The sequence below is a fragment of the Brachybacterium sp. SW0106-09 genome (assembly GCF_001293905.1).
Lineage (GTDB): Bacteria > Actinomycetota > Actinomycetes > Actinomycetales > Dermabacteraceae > Brachybacterium > Brachybacterium conglomeratum.
Map to the genome: position 1 here is coordinate 13,831 of NZ_BCAK01000033.1, position 14,343 is coordinate 28,173.

12 protein-coding genes are annotated in these 14,343 nt (G+C 72.7%); 4 read left to right on the forward strand and 8 right to left on the reverse strand.

Annotated elements, in window-relative coordinates:
• Nucleotides 1-82 precede the first annotated feature (82 nt).
• Together Y09_RS13055 and Y09_RS13060 are read left to right on the forward strand one after the other, a co-directional pair.
• Nucleotides 83-2,026 (forward strand): solute carrier family 23 protein, encoded by a 1,944-nt coding sequence (locus tag Y09_RS13055; RefSeq protein WP_053918115.1) that lies wholly within the window; start codon nucleotides 83-85, stop codon nucleotides 2,024-2,026.
• A 122-nt stretch (nucleotides 2,027-2,148) separates the two neighbouring features.
• Nucleotides 2,149-2,586, forward strand: a complete 438-nt coding sequence (locus tag Y09_RS13060) for an OsmC family peroxiredoxin (protein WP_053918116.1) — start codon at nucleotides 2,149-2,151, stop codon at nucleotides 2,584-2,586.
• Between the two features lie 803 nt (nucleotides 2,587-3,389).
• Here the strand turns inward: Y09_RS13060 and Y09_RS13065 are convergent.
• Both Y09_RS13065 and Y09_RS13070 read right to left on the reverse strand, forming a co-directional pair.
• Nucleotides 3,390-4,976 (reverse strand): cation acetate symporter, encoded by a 1,587-nt coding sequence (locus Y09_RS13065; protein ID WP_053918117.1) that lies wholly within the window; start codon nucleotides 4,974-4,976, stop codon nucleotides 3,390-3,392.
• Nucleotides 4,976-5,383 carry a DUF485 domain-containing protein gene (locus Y09_RS13070; protein ID WP_053918125.1) on the reverse strand — a complete coding sequence of 136 codons (408 nt, stop codon included), beginning with the start codon at nucleotides 5,381-5,383 and terminating at the stop codon, nucleotides 4,976-4,978. The genes Y09_RS13065 and Y09_RS13070 overlap by 1 nt, the downstream gene beginning before the upstream one ends.
• Before the next feature lie 171 nt (nucleotides 5,384-5,554).
• On the opposite strand from Y09_RS13070, the gene Y09_RS13075 reads away from it, so the two are divergent.
• Nucleotides 5,555-6,763 carry an XdhC family protein gene (locus tag Y09_RS13075; RefSeq protein WP_053918118.1) on the forward strand — a complete coding sequence of 403 codons (1,209 nt, stop codon included), beginning with the start codon at nucleotides 5,555-5,557 and terminating at the stop codon, nucleotides 6,761-6,763.
• A 4-nt stretch (nucleotides 6,764-6,767) separates the two neighbouring features.
• Here Y09_RS13075 and Y09_RS13080 read toward each other — a convergent pair whose 3' ends face one another.
• From Y09_RS13080 to dnaB, 5 genes are all read right to left on the reverse strand, one after another.
• A complete protein-coding gene (locus Y09_RS13080) occupies nucleotides 6,768-7,409 on the reverse strand; it encodes an NTP transferase domain-containing protein (RefSeq protein ID WP_053918119.1) in 642 nt (213 codons plus the stop codon).
• Nucleotides 7,406-9,481 (reverse strand): xanthine dehydrogenase family protein molybdopterin-binding subunit, encoded by a 2,076-nt coding sequence (locus Y09_RS13085; protein ID WP_234695733.1) that lies wholly within the window; start codon nucleotides 9,479-9,481, stop codon nucleotides 7,406-7,408. Before Y09_RS13085 ends, Y09_RS13080 begins: the two co-directional genes overlap by 4 nt.
• On the reverse strand, nucleotides 9,471-10,496 hold the full coding sequence (locus Y09_RS13090) for a xanthine dehydrogenase family protein subunit M (RefSeq protein WP_053918121.1): 1,026 nt from the start codon (nucleotides 10,494-10,496) through the stop codon (nucleotides 9,471-9,473). The genes Y09_RS13085 and Y09_RS13090 overlap by 11 nt, the downstream gene beginning before the upstream one ends.
• A complete protein-coding gene (locus Y09_RS13095) occupies nucleotides 10,493-11,032 on the reverse strand; it encodes a (2Fe-2S)-binding protein (RefSeq protein ID WP_053918122.1) in 540 nt (179 codons plus the stop codon). Before Y09_RS13095 ends, Y09_RS13090 begins: the two co-directional genes overlap by 4 nt.
• A gap of 337 nt (nucleotides 11,033-11,369) precedes the next feature.
• On the reverse strand, nucleotides 11,370-12,746 hold the full coding sequence (gene dnaB, locus Y09_RS13100) for a replicative DNA helicase (protein ID WP_010550821.1): 1,377 nt from the start codon (nucleotides 12,744-12,746) through the stop codon (nucleotides 11,370-11,372).
• Nucleotides 12,747-13,051: 305 nt separating this feature from the next.
• Between dnaB and Y09_RS13105 the strand changes: the two genes are divergently transcribed.
• Nucleotides 13,052-13,516 (forward strand): DoxX family protein, encoded by a 465-nt coding sequence (locus tag Y09_RS13105; protein ID WP_053918123.1) that lies wholly within the window; start codon nucleotides 13,052-13,054, stop codon nucleotides 13,514-13,516.
• A gap of 100 nt (nucleotides 13,517-13,616) precedes the next feature.
• Here the strand turns inward: Y09_RS13105 and Y09_RS13110 are convergent, their stop codons facing one another.
• Nucleotides 13,617-14,126, reverse strand: a complete 510-nt coding sequence (locus Y09_RS13110; RefSeq protein ID WP_053918124.1) for a DinB family protein — start codon at nucleotides 14,124-14,126, stop codon at nucleotides 13,617-13,619.
• Nucleotides 14,127-14,343: the final 217 nt, after the last annotated feature.

A 14,343-nucleotide genomic window follows, 5' to 3' on the forward strand; every position in this document is an offset into this window, starting at 1 on the left:
CTACGCTGGTGCGCGGCCCGGTGCGCCGGGCCCGCCCCCACCCCTGCGTCGGCCCCTCGCCCGACGGATCCCTAGGACGCCCATGACCTCCGCCGCCGCCCCCGCCCCGGACGCGACCGCCCCGCGCACCGTGCACCCCGTCGACCAGGTGCCGCCGCCCGGCCGGCTCACCGTGCTCTCGATACAGCACGTGCTCGCCTTCTACGCCGGCGCCGTGATCGTGCCGCTGCTGATCGCCTCGGGCCTCGGCCTCACGCCCGAGCAGACGATCCACCTGATCAACGCGGACCTGTTCACCTGCGGCATCGCCACCCTGATCCAGTCCGTCGGCTTCTGGAAGGTGGGCGTGCGCCTGCCGATCATCCAGGGCGTGACCACCACCGCCGTCTCCCCGATCATCGCGATCGGCCTGGCGGCCACCGGCGGCGAGGGCGGCGCCGAGGGCCTGCCGATGATCTACGGCTCGATCATCGTCGCGGGTCTGTTCACCTTCCTGGTCGCACCGTACTTCGCGAAGATCCTGCGGTTCTTCCCGCCGGTCGTGATCGGCACCGTGCTGACCACCATGGGCATCACGCTGCTTGGCGTCTCCGCAGGTGACATCACGAACTACGCCGAGGGCGTCCCCGCCACCCGCGACATCCTCTACGCGCTCGGCACCCTCGCCGTGATCGTGCTGGTCCAGCGGTTCTTCCGCGGCTTCCTCGGCACGATCGCCGTGCTGCTGGGCCTGGTGATCGGCACCGCCGTGGCCGTGCTGCTCGGGGACACCTCCTTCAGCGGCGTCACGGAGGCCTCCGCCTTCGGGGTCACCACCCCCTTCTACTTCGGCATCCCCACCTTCTCGCTCACCGCGATCATCTCGATGACCATCGTCATGCTGATCACGATGGTGGAGACCACCGGCGACGTCTTCGCCGCCGGCGAGATCGTCGGCAAGCGCATCCGGCCGAGGAACATCTCCGAGGCGATCCGCGCCGACGGCCTGTCCACCCTGCTCGGCGGCGTGCTGAACTCCTTCCCCTACACCTGCTTCGCGCAGAACATCGGCCTGGTGCGCCTGACCCGCGTGAAGTCCCGCTGGGTCGTCGCGGGCGCCGGCGTGATCATGATCGTCCTCGGCGTGCTGCCGAAGGCCGGCGCGGTCGTCGCCGCGATCCCCTCCCCCGTGCTCGGCGGCGCCTCGCTCGCCCTGTTCGCCTCGGTCGCGCTGGTGGGGATCCAGACCCTGTCGAAGGTCGACCTCACCGACAACCGCAACTCCGTCATCGTCGGCACCTCGCTGGGCCTGGCGATGCTGGTGAGCTTCAAGCCCGACATCGCGGGCGTGTTCCCCTCCTGGGCGCAGGTGTTCGTCTCCTCCGGCGTGACCGTCGGCGCACTCACCGCGATCGTGCTGAACATCCTGTTCTTCCACCTCGGCCGCCAGCGCGGCGCGAACGTCGCGACCGACGCCGCCGGCCGACGGATCGGCATCGAGGACGTGAACGCCATGGACCGCGACGAGTTCGTGGGCACCTTCGGCACCCTGTTCAACGGCGCGACCTGGCCGCTCGAGCGGGCCTGGGAGGCGCGCCCCTTCGCCGACGCGCCCGCGCTGCGCGCGGCGATCGAGGACGCGGTGCTGACCGCCGAGCGGGAGGAGCAGGACGCCCTGGTGCGCGCCTATCCGAACATGGCCACCCTGGTCACGGCCGACGAGGAGCAGGCCGGCACGATCAGCCAGGACGTCGGCTCCCTCGCCCTGGACAGCCTCGCCGAGGAGGACGTGGAGGCGCTGCGCGACCTCTCCGCCCGGTACGAGGAGAGGTTCGGCCTGCCGTTCGTGGCCTACCTGGGCCGCACCGACTCCTTCCGCAAGATCCTCGAGGACGGGGTGCGGCGCCTCGCCCACTCCCCCGAGCACGAACGGCGCGTGGCCCTGACCGAGGTCGCCGAGATCGCCGGGGACCGCTTCGGGATCATGGTCGCCGATGCGAACCCCATCGGCTCCGCCTGGGCGCGGAAGTTCGAGTCGCTGCAGTGAGGTGACGGGGCCGGTGCCGACGGCTCCGCCGGGCGGGCATCGACGTGGGCGCGGGTCCGGGATAGCGTGGCAGGAGCGCCCCCGCAGGAGCGCGGGCGCGACCCTCGACCGAAGGAGTCACCATGCCCCGCACCGTCGTCAGCACCGCCTCGACCGCCTGGAACGGCGACCTGCTCTCCGGCTCCGGCAGCACCACCCTGGAGACCTCGCAGCTCGGCACCATGGACCTCTCCTGGAAGGCCCGCTCGGAGGACGCCGAGCAGGGCACCACCTCCCCCGAGGAGCTGATCGGCGCCGCGCACAGCGCCTGCTACTCGATGCAGTTCTCCAACATGCTGGCCGAGAACGACACCCCGCCCACCTCGATGAAGACCGCCGCGAAGGTGTCCTTCAACGCGGGCGAGGGCGGCATCACCGGGATCGCCCTGACCGTCACCGCGCAGGTGCCCGGCATCGAGGACGCCGACTTCCAGCGCCTGGCCGAGGAGGCCAAGCAGACCTGCCCCGTCTCCAAGGCGCTCGCGGGCGTGGACATCACCCTCGAGGCCTCGCTCGGCTGAAGCCCCTCCCGGCGGGCGGCCCGTGGCGGGTACGGTCGGCTCCATGCAGCCGATCCCCCGTCACCGGGCCGCCGTCCGCGCGACGCACACATTCCCGGGCCACGGCCCCTTCGCGCTGACGATCCACGGCTCCTCCGACATCTCGGTCGAGGACGCCCGACGCGATGCCCGCGAGCGCATGGACGCGCTCGTCGCCGCGGGCGGCCCCGAGCAGGAGCACGACTCCGGCCTCGAGTACTACCCGAGCCGGCACCTGCCGGAGGAGCTGCTCGAGGACGTCCACAGCGAGGACGGCACGCTGATCGCCGCGATCACCCGCAACCGCTACGGCGCGGCCGTGCTGAACACCGATGCGCTGCTGATCTGCGACGTCGACCTCCCCCCAGGAGGATGTCGGCCGGTCGCGGTCGAGTGGCGGCCGGGCCGGGAAGCGGCCCGGCCTGCTCTCGCGGCTCTTCGGCGGCGGCGCGATCGGCAGAGCCGACGGCGCGACCGACGGGATCCGCGACGCGGCAGGCCTGCCCGACGAGCTCGGCGGACCGGGCTCCGGCGAGCGAGGCCGCGTCCACGCCGAGCTCCTGACCAGCATCCGCGACTTCGGGGCGCGGCATCCCGAGCTGGGCGTGCGCGCCTATCGCACCCGCCACGGCTTCCGGCTGCTGGTCTCCGGCGCGGACGGCAGGCGCCCGCACCATGTCATGTGACGCCCTGTTCCATGGGTGGAACAGGGCGTCACATGACATGGCGGCACCGGGAAGAGGAGCCGGGTCCGGGTCGCCGCTCCTCCGGTCCGGCTCCCCGGCTCAGTGCGCCTGGGTCGCCTTCTCCGCGCCGGCGCCGGTCATGGAGCGGACCTCCATCTCGGCCTGCTTGAGCTCGTTGGTCTCCGAGGAGGTGACCGAGCCGAGCCAGCCGAGGAAGAAGCCCAGCGGCACCGAGATGATCGCCGGGTTCGTCAGCGGGAACCAGGCGAAGTCGGCGCCGGGGATCATCGCGGTCTCGGCGCCGGAGACCACCGGGGAGAAGGTGATCAGGATCAGCGCGCTGCCGAGTCCGCCGTAGATGCTCCACAGCGAGCCGCGGGTGTTGAACCGCTTCCAGTACAGGGAGTACAGGATCGAGGGCAGGTTCGCGCTGGCCGCGATCGCGAAGGCGAGCGAGACCAGGAAGGCGACGTTCTGCTCGGCGGCGAGGATGCCGCCGATGATCGAGACGCCGCCGATCACCACGGCGGTGCGCCGGGCGACCCGGACCTCCTGCGCCGAGGTGGCGCTGCCCTCCTTGATCACGCCGTTGTAGATGTCGTGCGCGAAGGAGGCGGAGGCGGTGATCGTCAGGCCCGCCACGACCGCGAGGATCGTCGCGAAGGCGACCGCGGAGATGATGCCCATCAGCACGGTGCCGCCGAGGGCGTAGGCGAGCGCCGGTGCGGCGGAGTTCGAACCACCGGGCAGGGTGCCGATCACGTCCACGCCCACCATGTACGCCGCGGCGAAGCCGAGCACCATGGTGCACAGGTAGAAGAAGCCGATCAGCCCGATCGCCCAGACCACGCTGCGGCGGGCCTCCCTCGCCGTCGGCACCGTGTAGAAGCGCATCAGCACGTGCGGCAGCCCGGCCGCGCCGAACACCAGCGCGATCGCGAGGGAGACGAAGCCGAGCTTGGTCGCGCCGGAGGTGCCGTACTGGTGCATCGGCTCGAGGATGGTGGCGCCGTCGGGATGCTCGGCGACGGCCTTGCCGAGCACCTCGGAGAGGTTGAAGCCGTTGAGCGCCAGGATCCACACCGTCGAGACGCCGACGGCGGTCACCAGCAGCACCGCCTTGATGATCTGCACCCAGGTGGTGCCCTTCATCCCGCCGATCAGCACGTAGGCGATCATCACGACGCCCACCACGGCGATCACGATCGACTGGCCCACGCGGCCCTCGATGCCGATCAGCAGCGAGACGAGCGCGCCGGCGCCCGCCATCTGGGCGAGCAGGTAGAAGAAGGTGACGGCGAGGGTGGAGGTCGCCGCGGCGGTGCGCACGGGGCGCTGGCGCATGCGGAAGCTCAGCACGTCGGCCATCGTGTACTTCGCGGTGTTGCGCAGCGGCTCGGCGACCAGCAGCAGCGCCACCAGCCAGGCGACGAGGAAGCCGACGGAGTACAGCAGTCCGTCGTAGCCGTAGAGCGCGACGGCGCCGACGATGCCGAGGAAGGAGGCGGCCGAGAGGTAGTCGCCGGCGATGGCGATGCCGTTCTGCCGGCCGGAGAACGCGCGGCCGCCGTGGTAGAAGTCGCCGGCGGTGACGTTCTGCTTGGAGACGCGGATGACCACGACCAGGGTGATCACCACGAAGGCGAGGAAGATCGCGATGTTGAAGAGCGGGTTGCCGAACTCCATCAGTGCTCCCCCTCCAGCTCATCGCGCAGCTTCTCCGCGATCGGGTCGAGGTTCCGGTTCGCGTGGCGGATGTACAGCCAGGTGATCAGGAAGGTCATCAGGAACTGGCTGATGCCCATCAGCAGGCCGAGGTTGAGATTGCCCAGCACCGGGGTGGACATCAGGCCCTCGGCGTAGGTGGACAGCAGCACGTAGGCGAAGTACCAGACCAGGAACGCGATGGTCATCGGGATCGCGAAGCTGCGGAAGCTCGAGCGCAGGCGGCCGAACTCCTCGGACTTCTGGACGGCCTGGAACTGCTCGGGGGTCGGGGAGGGCGCGGCGCCGGGAGGCGACGCCGGGCCGCGGTCCGGCGAGAGGCCCGGCTCGGGCGAGGGGCCGGAGGCCGCAGGGGGCGGGGTGGTCACGGACACAACTCCTTCGTTCTGTTCATCGCCCCGGCCCGGCGAGGAGGACCGACGCTCCCGGAGACCGTAGCAGGTGTGACCCCGGTCATAGGCAGAGTCCGCGATGACCCGCCGGCCGATCGAGAGGTCGGGACCGTCGTGCCGGTCCGGGCCGCCGCATAGGGTGAGGAGGTGCTCGACATCCTGGACCGCGCCCGGGAGCGCCTCGCCTGTGCCTCCGATCCGGTTCCCTGCGCCGTGGCGACCATCGTCTCCGCTCAGGGCTCCGTGCCGCGGCCCGTGGGCACCTCGATGCTGGTGGGCGCCGATGGCGAACTGCACGGCTCGCTCTCCGGCGGCTGCGTCGAAGGGGCGGTGCTCGAGGCCTGCCGCGAAGCGCTCGAGACTGGGAGGAGCAGCGTCCGGAGCTTCGGGTTCAGCGAGGAGGACGCCTTCGCCGTCGGGCTGATGTGCGGGGGCTCGCTCGAGGTGCTGATCCAGCCGTTCGCTCCCCCGCCCCCGGGGGCGCAGAGCCCCCTCGGCACGGTCGACGACCCCGCCCCTGCCGCCTACGTGACCCGGCTGCCGCACGGGTCCGACGCACCACGGACGGTCGCTCCCGAGGGCGACGACGCACGGCGCCCGGCCCGGCCGGAGGGCGACGGCGCCGACGGTCCGCGCGCTGTCCTGCTCGCGGGCGACGGCGCCGACGAGGTCCGCGGCGCGCTCACGACCCTGCTCCCCCCGGAGATGCTCGAGGCGGGGAGCGCCCGGGTCGCCGCCATGCTCCGCGAGGCGCGCACCGGCACCCTCCGCCTCCCCGCGGGCGCCTCGACGATCGCTCTCTTCGTCGAGTCCCGCATCCGGCCCGCGCACCTGGTGGTGTGCGGGGCGAACGCCTTCGGGCAGGCGCTGGTGGAGGCGGCGCGGCCGCTCGGGCTGCGGATCACGCTGTGCGACCATCGGCCGGCGTTCACCGATCCCGCGGCGTTCCCGGGGGCGGAGGTGGTGCGTGCCTGGCCGCACCGGTTCCTGGCCGCGGCCGCGGAGCGCGGTGACCTCGATGCCCGCAGCATGGTCTGCGTGCTCACGCACGATCCGAAGGTCGACGTGCCGGTGCTCGCCACCGCTCTGCGGCTGGACGTCGCCTACGTCGGTGCGATGGGGTCCCGGCGCAGCGACCACGATCGGCGCATGGCGCTGAGGGAGGCCGGGGTGGGCGAGGAGGCGCTGTCGCGGCTGCGCTCCCCGATCGGCCTCGATCTGGGGGCGGGGAGCCCGCCGGAGGTGGCGGTCGCGATCCTCGCGGAGATCCTGGCCGTGCGGGCCGAGCGCCGCACCGTGGAGCCGCTGCGCGACGGCAGCGGTCCGCTGCATGCGCGCACTGCTGCGAGCGGCTGAGAGGTCAGCCCCGCACGTCCAGCCGCCACAGGTCCTCGGGGAGGTCGAGGTCCGCACCGTCGTCGAGATCGGTGCAGTCCACGAGCTGCACCTGATCCCGTCGGGCGCGGAGCAGGTCGCGGGCGCCCATGTCCGCGTGGGCGGCCTCCGCGGCGGCGGCGGTCCAGGCGGCGTCGAGCAGCACCGGATGGCCCCGTCGGAGCCCGCCGGAGGCCTCGCGGTGGGCGGCGGCGGTGATCCCGCCGCGGCGGTGGGCGGCCAGCACCCGGGCCACCTCTGCCGCGCACGTCCCGGGGCGGTCCACCGGCGTGACCAGCACGTCGCGGCCCGGGCCGATCGCGGCCAGGCCGGTGCGCAGCGAGGTGCCCATCCCCTCGCGCCAGCGCGGGTTCTGCTCCGTGCGCACCCACGGCATCCCGTCCACGACGGCGCCCACCCGCTCGGCGCCCGCGCCGGTGACCACCACGACCTCGCCGCAGCCGCCCTCGCGCAGGGCGCGGGCGACGTGCTCGACCAGGGTGGTGCCGCGCAGGAGCAGCAGCGCTTTGGGGCCGCGGCCCAGGCGCCTTCCGGTGCCCGCGGCGAGGATCAGGCCGACGGGAGGCGCGGCCGCCTGTCGGGGGCCGTCGAATGACGCGGCGCTCACCGTGCCAGGAGGTCGCTGCCGAACACGGGCAGGTCCCGCACCCTCGCCCCGGTGGCGTGGTGGATGGCGTTGGCGATCGCCGCGGCGGCGCCGACGGTGCCGATCTCGCCGATGCCGCGTGCGCCGAGCGGCCCGGCCTGGGGGTCCTCCTCGTCCAGCCAGTGCACCTCGAGGGAGCGGATGTCGGCGTTGACGGGCACGTGGTACTCGGCGAGGTCGTGGTTGACGACGTGTCCGAAGCGGGGGTCGAGCTCGCCCTTCTCGTGCAGCGCCATCCCCACCCCCATGGTCATCCCGCCGAGGAGCTGCGAGCGGGCGGTGCGGGGGTTGATGATCCGTCCGGCGGAGAACACCCCGAGCATGCGGTCCAGACGTATCTCGCCGGTCTCCTCCTGGACGCGGACCTGGGCGAACTGGGCGCCGTAGGAGTGCATGGCGAACTGCTTCTCGGCGGGGTTCTCCGCCGCCTCCCCGATCGCCTCGACGCCGTCGGCCGGGGCGGTGCCGTGCTCGCGACGGAAGGTGTCCGCGGCGGCCAGCACGGCCGCGCTCCAGCTGGCGAGCCCGGTGGAGCTGCCGGCCACGGTCGCGTTCGGCAGCGCGGTGTCGCCGATCCGCAGCGCGATGCGGTCCGGGTCGACCTCGAGGGCGTCGGCGGCGACCTGGGTGAGAGCGGTCCAGGTGCCGGTGCCGAGGTCGGCGGCGCCGATGCCCACCTCGTAGACCCCCGCCTCGTGACGGATCCGGGCCTTCGAGCCGGGCTGCCGGGATGCGGGGTAGGTCGCCGAGGCGACGCCGGTGCCGATCAGCCACCCGCCCTCCCGGCGTGCGCGGGGCCTCGGGTCGCGTTGGGCCCAGCCGAAGCGGGCGGCGCCCTCGTGCAGGCAGTCGATCAGCCGGCGCCGGTTGAAGGGCATCCCGGTGTCGGGGTCGCGCTCCGGCTCGTTGCGCACCCGCAGCTCGATCGGGTCCAGCCCGCAGGCCTCGGCGAGCTCGTCCATCATGATCTCCAGGCCCACCATCCCCGGTGCCTCGCCGGGGGCGCGCATCCAGGAGGGGACGGCGATGTCCAGCGGGAGCACGCGCTGGGTGATGCGACGGTGCTCGCCGGCGTACATCTGTCGGGAGGGTTTGATCGCCACCTCGGGGAACTCCTTGGTGCGCGAGGAGCTGGAGACCGCCTCGAGCCCGAAGGCGGTGATCGTGCCGTCGGCCCGGGCTCCGATCCGGAAGCGCTGGGAGGTGGCGGGGCGGTACCCGGTCAGCGCGAACATGTGCTGGCGGGTGACGGCATGCTTCACCGCGCGGCCGGGCACGGCGTGCGCGGCCAGCGCCGTGAGCATCATGTCCGCATGGGGCAGGCCCTTGGAGCCGAAGCCGCCGCCGACGTGCGGGCTGATGATCCGCAGCTGCTCGGGATCGATGCCCAGCATCGGGGCGAGGGTCTGCCGCGCGGGGTGGACGCCCTGGGTCGAGGTCCACAGCGTGAGCTGCTCGCCGTCCCAGCGGGCGATGGTGGTGTGCGGCTCCATCGGGTTGTTGTGCTCGAGAGGGGTGGAATAGCGCTGGTCCACCACGATCTCCGCGGCGGCGAGCGCGGCCTCGAGGTCACCGGTGTCGATGTCGTCACCGCCGCCCTCGGGTTCGCGCACCGCGGGGTGGTCGTGGCGGAAGTCGGCGTCGTGCGGTGCGGCCTCTGCGGTGACCACCACGAGGTCGGCGGCGTGGCGGGCGGTCTCGGGGGTGTCGGCGAGGACGGCGCCGAGGTACTGGCCGCGGAAGCCGATCCGGTCGTCCTGGAGGATCGCCAGCTCGCCGTCCTCGGTGTCGGCGAGCCGGAGGGCGTTCTCGCGGGTGATCACGCGCACCACCCCGTCGAGCGCGAGCGCGGCCGTGGCGTCGATGGCGGTGACGCGGCCGAGCGCGATCGTCGAGCACAGCGGGAAGAGATGGAGCGGATCCTCGACCGGGTGCTCGTAGGCGTAGGGGGCGAGGCCACGCACCTTGTCGGGTCCGTCCAGACGCACCCGCGGGGTGCCGATCGAGGAGGCGCGCAGGAGGTCACTCATCATGGGGCTCCTCGTTCTCCTCGCCCAGGCCGGCGAGCTCGGCGAGCACGCTCACCATCACGCCACGGGCCATCGTCACCTTGAACTCGTTGCCCTCCACGGGCCGGGCCTGCTCGAGCTCGGCCGCCGCGGCCCGGCGGAAGCTCTCGCGGGTGGCGGGGGCGCCGGCGAGGAGCTGCTCGGCGCGGCGGGCGCGCCAAGGGGCGTGGGCGACGCCTCCGAGGGCGATCCTCGCGGAGCGGACCGTCGGCTGCGCGGCGTCCGGGTCGAGGTCGAGCACCGCGGCGACGGAGACCAGCGCGAAGGCGTAGGAGGCGCGGTCGCGGATCTTGCGATACGTCGATCGTGTGCCGCTCGCCGGCGGGGGCAGCTCGACGGCGGTGATCAGGTCGCCGTGCTCGAGGACAGTGTCGCGCTCGGGCTCGTCGCCGGGCAGGCGGTGCAGCTGCGTGACCGGTATCCGCGTCTCGCCCCCGGCGCCGAGCACGACCACGGTGGCGTCCAGGGCGGCCAGCGCTACGGCCATGTCGGAGGGGTGGGTGGCGATGCACGCGTCGGAGGCGCCGAGGATCGCGTGGTAGCGGGTGTATCCGCCGAGCGCCGAGCAGCCGCTGCCCGGGGCGCGCTTGTTGCAGGGGGTGGTGGGGTCCTGGAAGTAGACGCAGCGGGTGCGCTGCAGCAGGTTCCCGCCGGTGGTGGCGGCATTGCGCAGCTGGCCCGAGGCGCCGGAGAGGAGGGCGCGGGAGAGCATCGGGTGGTCGCGGCGCACGCGCGGGTCGGCGGCGAGATCGCTGTTGCGGACCATGGCGCCCACGCGCAGGCCGCCGTCCGGCAGCTCCTCGATGTCCGCGAGGTCGAGACGGCCGAGGTCGACCAGGAGATCGGGGGCGGTGATCCCGAGCTTGAGGTGGTCGACGAGGTTGGTGCCGCCGGCGAGGTAGGTCGCACCGGGCCGCTCGGCGACCGCGGCGACGGCGCCGGCAGGATCGTCCGCGCGTGCGTAGTCGAAGGGTCTCATCGGTCCGTCCCCTCGCTCGCGGTGCTCGCCCCGGCCGCCTGCTGGACGGCGGCGACGATGTTGACGTAGGCGCCGCAGCGGCACAGGTTCCCGCTCATCCGCTCGCGGATCTCGTCCTCGGTGAGCTCGATCGGCTGGTCGTGGACGTGGTCGTCGGTGACCACGCTGGGGCGCCCGTCGGCCGCCTCGCGGAGCACGCCGGTCGCGGAGCAGATCTGCCCGGGGGTGCAGTAGCCGCACTGGAAGGCGTCCTGTTCGAGGAAAGCGGTGTGCAGGGCGGAGAGCTCGCCGTCCGGGGCGAGGCCGTCCGAGGTGAGCACCTCCGCGCCGTCGAGGGACACGGCCAGCAGCAGGCAGGAGTTCAGCCGCCTGCCGTCGACCAGGACGGTGCAGGCACCGCACTGGCCGTGGTCGCAGCCCTTCTTCGGGGACATGTTCCCCAGGTGGTCCCGCAGCGCGTCGAGCAGGGTGGTGCGCGGGTCGACGGTCAGGTCGTGCGGCTGACCGTCGATGACGAGGTGCACTGGATGGCCCATCGGGCGCCTCCGGATCAGGTCGGGATTCGAACGTACTGGCCGCCCGAGGACTCGGCAACCGGATCCGCCGGCCACCGACCGATCGTTCGCCTGCGCCGAGGGGGACGGTCTCCGCAGTGGCGGGACCGGCGCGGCCGCGTTCGCGGCTCCTCCATCGACCCGCGGGTGTTCACCCGGTACCGCCGGGGCGAGCTGCTGGACGGGGCCCGCTCCCCGGAGGCGGCGCTGCGGGACCTGCTGCGGGGGTGAGGGGGGTCCTCGACGTCGCCGCCCGTGTCGTCCCCGCCGGGTCGGCGCCGCGGTCCGGTCGTCGCTGCGAGACCGTCGGCGCCGCGGGTCAGCCGCTGAAGCCGCCGGAGTGCGCCATGTCCTTGAACCGCGAGTAGTGGCCCTCGAAGGCGACGGGGATCGTCTTGGTCGCGCCGTTACGGTGCTTGGCCACGATCAGGTCGGCCTCGCCGGCGCGCGCGGACTCCTTCTCGTAGTAGTCCTCGCGGTGGATCAGGAGGATGACGTCGGCGTCCTGCTCGATCGAGCCGGACTCTCGCAGGTCCGACATCATCGGGGTCTTGTCGGTGCGCTGCTCGCTGCCTCGGTTCAGCTGCGAGATCGCGATGACGGGGCAGTCGATCTCCTTGGCCAGCAGCTTCAGGGCTCGGGAGAACTCCGAGACCTCCTGCTGACGGGACTCGACCTTCTTGCCCGAGCTCATCAGCTGCAGATAGTCGATGACCACGAGCCGGAGGTCGTGCTTCTGCTTCAGGCGCCGGCACTTGGCGCGGATCTCCATCAGCGACATGTTCGCCGAGTCGTCCATGAACAGCGGAGCATCGGCGATGCGGCTCATGGCGCGGGCCATGGACTGCCAGTCGCGGTCGTCCATGGAGCCGTCGCGCATGCGGTTCATCGGCACCTGCGACTCGGCCGAGAGCAGACGCATGGTGATCTCGGTCTTGTCCATCTCCAGGGAGAAGATGACCGAGGTCTGGCCGTTGTGGATCGAGGCGGAGCGCAGCACGTCCATGCCGAGGGTCGTCTTGCCCATGGCGGGGCGGCCCGCGAAGATGATCATCTGCCCGCCATGCAGGCCCTGGGTGAGCTCGTCGAGCTCGGCGAAGCCGGTGGGCACGCCGGTGACCTGGCCGCCGCGGTTCTGGGTCGCCTCGATCGCGTTGAGGGTCTCGTCGATCACCTCGCCCAGCGGCAGGAAGTCGTCGCTCTGGCCGCGCTCGGTGACCGCGTAGATCTGGGCCTGCGCCTCGTTGATGACCTCGTCGACCTCGCCGCCGTCGGCCGCGTAGCCGAGCTGGACGATACGGGTGCCGGCCTCGACGAGGCGTCGCAGCTGGGCGCGCTCGACCACGATCTCGGCGTAGTAGCCGGCGTTCGCGGCGGTGGGGACCATGTCGATGAGGTCCGCGAGATAGGCGCCGCCGCCCACGCGCTGCAGCTCGCCGCGCTTGGAGAGCTCGTCGGAGACGGTGACCAGGTCGGCGGGCTCGCCGCGGCCGTACAGGTCGATGATCGCCTCGTAGATCATCTCGTGCGCGGGGCGGTAGAAGTCGTTGCCGCGCACGGTCTCGACGACGTCGGCGATCGCGTCCTTGGACAGCATCATGCCGCCCAGCACGCCACGCTCGGCGGCGAGGTCCTGGGGCGGGGTGCGCTCCAGCGCGCGGTCGGATCCGGCTTCGAAGGCTTCGGTGGATGTCACCGAGCCAGTGTAGGAAGTCCGGCGGACGGGCGGGACGTGATCCTTCCGTCGGTGGAGAACGCCCCGATGGGGAGGAGAGGCCGGGCGGCGGATCGGCCGACGGGCTCGCGGCGCGCCGGCCGCTCCCGGTCGGTCCCCGTCGGCGCCGGTGGGTTCCGGTCGCTTTTCAGATCAGCCCCCGCCACAGCGGCCCCGGATCCCGAGAGGGAATGAGGCGCATCCCTCGCCGAGTCACTCAAACCTTGAAGTCAGGGCTGCTCCTCCTCTACCCTCGCCGGGCATTCTCCCCCGACGGAAGGACCCCCATGGCCGCCTCGTCCCGCACCGGAATGGCCTCTGACCTCGGCCTGCTCGTGGCCCGCATCCTGCTCGGCGCGATCTTCGCCGCGCACGGCTACCAGAAGCTCGTCACCTTCGGCCTCGCCGGAGCGACCGAGAGCTTCCGCGGCATGGGAGTGCCGGCCCCCGAGATCGCCGCTCCCGTCGTCGCGATCGTCGAGCTCGTCGGCGGCATCGCGCTGATCGCCGGCGCCTTCACCGGCATCGTCGGACTGCTGCTCGCGATCGACATGCTCGTCGCCGCGCTCCTGGTGCACCTCCCCCAGGGCGTCTTCATCGACGCCGGCGGCTGGGAGCTGGTCGGCGCGCTCGGCGCCGGCGCGCTCGCGATCGCCGCGGTCGGGGCGGGGCGCTTCTCGCTCGACGCCCTGCTGCGCGGCCGACGCGGCTCCCGCAGCCGCGCCTCCGCCGCCGCCGCCGCGGCGGCCTGACCCGGGAGGGTCCCGCTCCGGCGTCTCCGGCCGCCATCACCTGTGCCCGGCACCGGCCCCTGACGGGGGCGGTGCCGGGCACAGCGCATTCGGCTCGGGCTCAGCCGCGCTGAGGCATCCCGAGCACGTAGGAGGCCTGGGCGAGGTGCTGTATCGCGTCGTCGACGATGCTCACCAGGCGGGCGCCGCGGGAGACGGCCGGGTCCCAGGCCTCGTCGACGATGTCGCCGAGGTCGAAGGCGGCGAGCTCGTCGAGGTAGTACTCCAGCGCATCGAGGGAGGCGAGGACGTAGTCCAGCAGCGCCTCGCCGTCCTGGACCTCGATCGCGCGGGCCTGTTCGGGGCTGTGGCCGTAGCCGACGGCGGCCCCCTCCGCGCCGAGCCCGAGGCGCTCGCCGAAGTCGCCCCTGGCCCACACCTCCTCCTGGCCGGTGAGCGCGGCGAGCTGTACGTCGATCTCGCGCCCGGTGTGCCACAGCAGCCAGGCGACGGAGTTGGGGTGCCCGCCGGGGTGGGCGGCGAGCTCGAGGGGCCCCAGTCGGCCGCGCAGCGAGTCGGCCACGTGACGGGGGCGGGAGGCGAGGTCGCGGAGCAGGTCGATGGCGTCCATGGTCCGACGGTACCCGTCGGCGCGCCCCTCGGTCCGCCGGTCGCCGAGGATGGCCTCAGCAGGTGCGGGCTCCGCGCCAGGACCAGGATCCGGGTCCGGCACATCAGGATGCCTGCGGGCCGGAGGGCCGGCGGGCCTGCGGCGTGGTCAGGTCACGGCGCATGGCGTGCCACTACGGCTATATGGCGGTGTCAAGCGGTCAGTGCACTGTCAGCCA

Bases quoted from the DNA above. Each gene is read 5' to 3' on its own strand.
- Y09_RS13090 (WP_053918121.1), bottom strand. From the start codon at position 10,496: ATGAGACCCTTCGACTACGCACGCGCGGACGATCCTGCCGGCGCCGTC.
- Y09_RS13060 (WP_053918116.1), top strand. From the start codon at position 2,149: ATGCCCCGCACCGTCGTCAGCACCGCCTCGACCGCCTGGAACGGCGAC.
- Y09_RS13105 (WP_053918123.1), top strand. From the start codon at position 13,052: ATGGCCGCCTCGTCCCGCACCGGAATGGCCTCTGACCTCGGCCTGCTC.
- Y09_RS13110 (WP_053918124.1), bottom strand. From the start codon at position 14,126: ATGGACGCCATCGACCTGCTCCGCGACCTCGCCTCCCGCCCCCGTCAC.
- Y09_RS13055 (WP_053918115.1), top strand. From the start codon at position 83: ATGACCTCCGCCGCCGCCCCCGCCCCGGACGCGACCGCCCCGCGCACC.
- Y09_RS13085 (WP_234695733.1), bottom strand. From the start codon at position 9,481: ATGATGAGTGACCTCCTGCGCGCCTCCTCGATCGGCACCCCGCGGGTG.
- Y09_RS13065 (WP_053918117.1), bottom strand. From the start codon at position 4,976: ATGGAGTTCGGCAACCCGCTCTTCAACATCGCGATCTTCCTCGCCTTC.
- Y09_RS13095 (WP_053918122.1), bottom strand. From the start codon at position 11,032: ATGGGCCATCCAGTGCACCTCGTCATCGACGGTCAGCCGCACGACCTG.